The organism is Methylopila musalis (assembly GCF_042679725.1).
Classification (GTDB): domain Bacteria; phylum Pseudomonadota; class Alphaproteobacteria; order Rhizobiales; family Methylopilaceae; genus Methylopila; species Methylopila musalis.
The window spans coordinates 1-6,061 of the sequence record NZ_JBHTMX010000175.1 but is presented as its reverse complement, the minus strand read 5'-3'; the positions used below and the strand labels follow the sequence as shown (position 1 = coordinate 6,061).

Here is a 6,061-nt window from a genome sequence, read left to right as displayed (position 1 = left end):
GGCGCGCTTGGCCCGCGCCGGTTTTGCGGGCGTCGCGGCGTCGCCGGCCGCGGGCGGTTCGGGCGAAACCTCGACCGGGCGCAAGGCGGGCCTCGCGTCGGCCCGCTCGTCGCGGACGACCTCGTTCGGCAGGGGGGACTGCGCGGGGATGCGGACCGTCGCCGAGCGTTCCGCGGCGTTGCGGGCCATGGTGCTACCTCCCTGGTATCTCCGGCGCCGCTTGTTCTCGCGGCGTCCGGGTTGCGTCCTAGCAGCTTCCCATGACAATAGGCGCAAGCGGCGCGGCGCGTCACCAGCGTCGTTGTCCTTCTTTCCCCGCAAAAAGGCGCGTGCGCGCCTTGGAGCCCCGCCTTCGGGAACCGCCCATGAGCGCGTCACGGATTGCCTCCGCCATCGTCCTCGCCGTCGCGGGAGCGGCGCTCGCCGGCTGCGGCGGGCAGGGGCTCGAGCAGTTCCGGGGCACCAAGGGTCTGGCGCCCGCGCCGGAGAACCTCGCCTACCCGTCGGTGGGCGTCACGCCGCCGCCGCGTCCGGGGCGCCTGCGCAGCCCTGAGGAGCAGAAGCGGCTGGAGGCGGATCTGCTGGCGCGCCGGGTGCGCTGAGCCTTCCCCGTCCGACCAATTGCGCATGAGTCGGGCGCCAGCCTTGCGGGCCTGAAGTTTGATCGCCGCCCGGCGTTACGGTATCCCACGGGTTTCCTCGCGCGCTGGTGCGCGGGGCAGCCCTGTGGCGTCGTCCCATGTCCGAATTCCATTCCGTCCGCCGTCTTCCTCCCTACGTGTTCGAGCAGGTGAACCGTGTGAAGGCCGCCGCACGGAAGGCCGGCGCCGACATCATCGACCTCGGCATGGGCAACCCGGATCTGCCGACCCCGGACCACATCAACGAGAAGCTGATTGAGGCGATCACCAAGCCGCGCACGAATCGCTACTCGACCTCCAAGGGCATTCCGGGTCTGCGCCGCGCCCAGGCGGCCTATTACGCCCGCCGCTTCGGCGTGAAGCTCGATCCTGACACCCAGGTGGTGGCGACGCTCGGCTCCAAGGAGGGCTTCGCCAACATGGCGCAGGCGATCACCGCGCCGGGCGACGTGATTCTGGCCCCCAATCCGAGCTACCCGATCCACGCCTTCGGCTTCCTGATGGCGGGCGGCGTGATCCGCAACGTGCCGGCGACCACCGGGCCGGAGTTCTTCCACGCGCTCGAGCGGGCGGTGATGCACTCGATCCCGAAGCCGATCGCGGTGGTCACCTGCTTCCCGTCCAACCCGACGGCGGAAGTGGCGGACATCGAGTTCTACAAGGACGTGGTGCGCTTCGCGAAGCAGCACGACCTGTTCGTGCTGTCCGACCTCGCCTATTCGGAAATCTACTTCGACGAGAACAGCCCGCCGCCCTCCATCCTCGAGGCGCCGGGCGCCTTCGACGTGGCGGTGGAGTTCACCTCGCTGTCGAAGACATTCTCCATGCCGGGCTGGCGCGTCGGCTTCGCGGTCGGCAACGAGCGGCTGCTGGCGGCGCTCGCCCGCGTGAAGTCCTATCTCGACTACGGCGCCTACACCCCGATCCAGGTGGCGGCCTCCGCCGCGCTGAACGGCCCGGAGGACTGCATCGTCGAGATGCGGGAGATCTACCGCAAGCGCCGCGACATCCTGGTGGACTCCTTCGGCCGCGCCGGCTTCCCCGTGCCGAGCCCCAAGGCCTCCATGTTCGCCTGGGCGCCGATCCCGGAGAAGTTCCGTTCGCTGGGCAGCCTCGAATTCTCGAAGCTGCTGGTGGAGAAGGCCCATGTGGCGGTCGCGCCCGGCATCGGCTTCGGCGAGCACGGCGACGAGTTCGTCCGCATCGCGCTGGTGGAGAACGAGCATCGCATCCGTCAGGCGGCGCGCTCGGTGCGCCGCTTCCTTGAAACGGCGGACGAGACGTTGCACAACGTCGTCCCGCTCGCCGCGGCCCGCTGACGGGGGATTCCATCAGCGGCCGCGGCTCCTCTCGTCGGCGCATTCGGACCTGATCTCATGGCGGAACCTCTGAGGGTCGGCGTCGCCGGCCTCGGCACGGTCGGCTCGGCCGTCGTTCGCATTCTGGGCGCCCGCGCCGCGGAGCTGGAGGCGCGCGCCGGGCGTCCGATCGTCGTCACCGCCGTGTCCGCCCGCGACAGGACGCGCGACCGCGGGCTCGACCTCGCCAACGTCTCCTGGCACGTGGACGCGAGCCAGATGGCCCGCGCCGCCGACGTCGATCTGGTGGTGGAGCTGATCGGCGGCGCCGAGGGCGCGGCCAAGGCCTGCGTCGAGACCGCGATCGAGTTCGGCCGCCCGGTCGTCACCGCCAACAAGGCGCTGCTCGCCCATCACGGCCTCGCCATCGCCACGGCGGCGGAGGCGAAGGGCGTCGCGGTCGGGTTCGAGGCGGCGGTCGCCGGCGGCGTGCCGATCGTAAAAACTCTGCGCGAGGGCATGTCCGCCAACCGCATGGGCCGCGTGTTCGGCATCCTGAACGGCACCTGCAACTACATCCTGACCCGGATGGAGAAGGAGAAGATCGGCTTCGCCGAGTGCCTGGCCGACGCGCAGAAGCTCGGCTACGCCGAGGCCGATCCCACCTTCGACATCGGCGGCTTCGACACCGCCCACAAGCTGGCGCTGCTGGCGACGCTCGCCTTCGGCGTGCAGCCGGACCCGGACGGCATCTATGTGGAGGGCATCGCCTCCATCACCCCGCTCGACCTGCAGATGGCCGAGGAGCTAGGCTATCGGGTGAAGCTGCTCGGCGTCGCGACCCGTTCGGAGGCCGGCGTGGAGCAGCGGGTGCATCCCTCCATGCTGCCGATGGATTCGGCCGTGGCCCGCGTCGGCGGCGTCACCAACGCCGTCGAGATCGACGGCGACGCGGTCGGCGCGCTGGTGCTCTCGGGCGCGGGCGCGGGCGGCGACGCCACCGCCTCCGCCGTGGTCGCGGACATCGTGGACATCGCCCGCGGCGTGAGCGGGCCGGTGTTCGGCGTTCCGGCCGCGACGCTCGCGGCGCCGTCGCGGGCGCCCATGGCCCGGCACGAGGGCGGCTACTACATCCGCCTGTCGGTGCTCGACCGGCCGGGCGCGGCGGCGGCCATCGCCACCCGCATGGCGGAGCAGGGCATTTCGCTGAAGAGCATCGTCCAGCACGGCAAGCAGGACGACGCCGAGGCCGACGCGGTCTCCGTGGTCCTGATCACCTACGCCACCACCGAATCCGCGCTGCGCGGCGCTCTGGACGCCATCGAGGCGGACGGGCATATCGACGGCGCGCCGCAGGTGATCCGCATCGAGAAGCGGTGAAGGGTTCCCGCGACGCGCGAGCGCCGCGACGCATGCGCTTTCGGCCGTCGCGGCGGCCGCCGCCTGCCCGTTGAGCCGGACGCGTCGCGCCCGGCGCGGGTCCGCTCCGGCGCCGCAAGCGCGCCCGGGGCTCTCGTCGAGGGACGTGACGTGGCCAAGAAGACGGCGAACGCCGAGAGGGTTGCGGAGGAGCGGCCGGCTTTGATCGACGCCGTGGAGGTGATCGACCGGGCGCTCACCATCGAGATCGTGCGCGTGACCGAGCGGGCGGCGGTGGCCGCGGCGCTGCTGCGCGGCCGGGGCGACGAGCGCCAGGCGGACGAGGCCGCCGTCTCCGCCATGCGGCGGGAGCTGGACCGGCTGCCGATCCGCGGCACCATCGTCATCGGCGAGGGCGACCGCATCGGCGCGCCCATGCTGTTCATCGGCGAGGAGGTGGGCACGGGGCAGGGGCCGCGCGTGGACATCGCGCTCGATCCGCTCGAGGGCGCGACGCTCTGCGCCAAGTCCCAGTCCAACGCCATCTCCGTGGTCGCGCTCGCCGAAGACGGCACGCTGCTGAAGGCGCCCGACGTCTATATGGAGAAGATCGCGGTCGGCCCCGGCTATCCCGCCGGCGTGGTGGCGCTCGACCGCAGCCCGGCGGAAAACCTCGCGAGCCTTGCGGCCGCCAAGGGCGTCCCGGTCTCCGAGCTCACCGCCTGCATCCTCGACCGCCCGCGCCACGGCCGCCTGATCGAGGCGGTGCGTCAGACCGGGGCCGCGATCCGCCTGATCACCGACGGCGACCTCGCGGGCGTGATCCACACCACCGATCCGGACGAGACCGGCATCGACATCTATCTCGGCGTCGGCGGCGCGCCCGAAGGCGTGCTGGCGGCGGCGGCGCTGCATTGCACCGGCGGCCAGATGCAGGCGCGGCTGCTGCTCGACCAGCCCGACGCACGGCGCAAGGCGGCGGAGGCCGGCATCAAGGACTTCGGCAAGATCTACGATCTGGCCGAGATGGTGCGCGGCGACGTGCTGTTCGCCGCCACCGGCGTCACCGACGGCGGGCTGCTGTCCGGCGTGCGCTTTGGGCGGCGCGGCGTGGTGACCGAGACGCTGGTCATGCGCTCCTCCACCGGCACCACGCGCCGCATCCGCGCCGAGCACGCGCAGACGGAGAAGTTCCATCTCGAGTGAGCCGCGCCGTCCCGCAGCGGACGCGTTTCTCGGCGTGACGGCGTCGTTCGGCGGCCGCGTCTGGCGCGACCGCCTCGACGTGCTCGGCCGCGCCGTGGCGGACGAGATCGTCCGCCATCACGGGCTGAGCCCGTTCCTCGCCCGCACGCTCGCCGGCCGCGGCGTGACGAGCGCGGGCGTGGACGAGCACCTCGATCCGTCGCTCGCGCGGCTCATGCCGGACCCGGACGTGCTGACCGCCATGCCGGAGGCCGCCGCCCGGCTGGCCGACGCCTGTGAGCGGGGCGAGAGCGTCGCGATCTTCGGCGATTACGACGTGGACGGGGCGACCTCCTCCGCGCTGCTGGCGGAGTTTCTCACCGCCGCCGGCTGCGCCGTGCAGGTGCACATCCCGGATCGCATCTTCGAGGGCTACGGCCCGAACGTGGCCGCCATCGACATGCTGGCGGAGGCCGGCGCCACGCTGCTGATCACCGCCGACTGCGGCGCCACCAGCTTCGAGCCGCTGGCCCACGCCCGCGCCCGCGGGCTCGACGTGGTGGTGATCGACCATCACCAGATGGGCGCGGAGTTGCCGCCGGCCAACGCGCTGGTCAATCCCAACCGGCAGGACGACCTGTCCGGCCTCGGCCATCTGGCCGCCTGCGGCGTCGCCTTCATGACGCTGGTCGCAACCCGCCGGGAGCTGCGCCGCCGCGGGTTCTGGGCCCGCAAGGGTGGCGAGCCGGACCTGCGGACGGGGCTCGATCTGGTGGCGCTCGGAACGGTGGCGGACGTGGTGCCGTTGACGGGCCTCAACCGCGCCTTCGTCGCCAAGGGGCTGATCGAACTGCGCGGCCGCCGCCGCCTCGGCCTGCGCGCGCTGATGGACGCGGCCCGTCTCGACGGCCCGCCGACGCCGTACCATCTCGGCTTCCTGCTCGGGCCCCGCATCAACGCCGGCGGGCGCATCGGCGACGCGGGCCTCGGCTGCCGGCTGATGCTGGCCGACGACGAACAGGAGGCGGGCCGGATCGCGGCCGAGCTCGACCGGCTGAACGGCGAGCGGCAGGCGCTCGAGCGCGGCACGCTCGCCGAGGCCGAAGCGGAGGCCTACGCCGCGCTCGGCCCCGAGGGCGACGGCGCGTCCGTGGTCGTGGTGTCCGGCGAGGGCTGGCATCCGGGCGTGGTGGGGCTGGTGGCGGCGCGGCTGAAGGAGCGGTTTCGCCGCCCGGCCTTCGCCGTGGCTTTCCTGCCGGACGGGACGGGGACCGGCTCGGGCCGTTCGATCCCCGGCGTCGATCTCGGCGCCGCCGTCCGCGCCGCCGTGGACGAGGGTCTGCTGGTCAAGGGCGGCGGCCACGCCATGGCGGCGGGCGTCACCGTGCGCAAAAGCGCGCTCGGCGCCTTCCGGGCGCATCTCGAACAGGCGCTCGGCGCCGCCGTGACGCGGGCGCGGGCCGATCAGGCGCTGAAGATCGACGCCGCGCTGACGGCGGCCGCCGCCACGCTCGATCTGGCGCGGGATCTGGAGCGGGCCGGCCCGTTCGGCTCCGGCGCGCCGGAGCCGGTGCTGGC

At 72.8% G+C, this 6,061-nt stretch carries 6 protein-coding genes; 5 read left to right on the top strand and 1 reads right to left on the bottom strand.

Annotated features, from left to right (window positions below):
• The coding region (locus ACFQ4O_RS14235) for a hypothetical protein (protein WP_378776459.1) at positions 1-189 on the bottom strand (189 nt) is incomplete at its 3' end.
• Between the two features lie 176 nt (positions 190-365).
• Here ACFQ4O_RS14235 and ACFQ4O_RS14230 point away from each other — a divergent pair.
• The 5 genes from ACFQ4O_RS14230 to recJ all read left to right on the top strand — a co-directional run.
• Complete coding sequence (locus ACFQ4O_RS14230) at positions 366-602, top strand: hypothetical protein (protein WP_378776457.1); 237 nt, start codon at positions 366-368, stop codon at positions 600-602.
• Between the two features lie 137 nt (positions 603-739).
• Entirely contained in the window at positions 740-1,960 is a 1,221-nt protein-coding gene (locus ACFQ4O_RS14225; protein ID WP_378776455.1) for an LL-diaminopimelate aminotransferase, read from the top strand.
• Positions 1,961-2,017: 57 nt separating this feature from the next.
• Entirely contained in the window at positions 2,018-3,319 is a 1,302-nt protein-coding gene (locus ACFQ4O_RS14220; RefSeq protein ID WP_378776453.1) for a homoserine dehydrogenase, read from the top strand.
• Between the two features lie 201 nt (positions 3,320-3,520).
• Complete coding sequence (gene glpX / locus ACFQ4O_RS14215) at positions 3,521-4,504, top strand: class II fructose-bisphosphatase (protein WP_378776461.1); 984 nt, start codon at positions 3,521-3,523, stop codon at positions 4,502-4,504.
• Positions 4,505-4,538: 34 nt separating this feature from the next.
• Positions 4,539-6,061: single-stranded-DNA-specific exonuclease RecJ (gene recJ, locus ACFQ4O_RS14210; protein ID WP_378776451.1), on the top strand; the 1,523-nt coding region annotated here is incomplete at its 3' end.

What these genes read in the sequence shown, in the direction of transcription:
- ACFQ4O_RS14230 (WP_378776457.1), top strand. Translation starts at nt 366, where the DNA reads ATGAGCGCGTCACGGATTGCCTCCGCCATCGTCCTCGCCGTCGCGGGA.
- ACFQ4O_RS14225 (WP_378776455.1), top strand. Translation starts at nt 740, where the DNA reads ATGTCCGAATTCCATTCCGTCCGCCGTCTTCCTCCCTACGTGTTCGAG.
- ACFQ4O_RS14220 (WP_378776453.1), top strand. Translation starts at nt 2,018, where the DNA reads ATGGCGGAACCTCTGAGGGTCGGCGTCGCCGGCCTCGGCACGGTCGGC.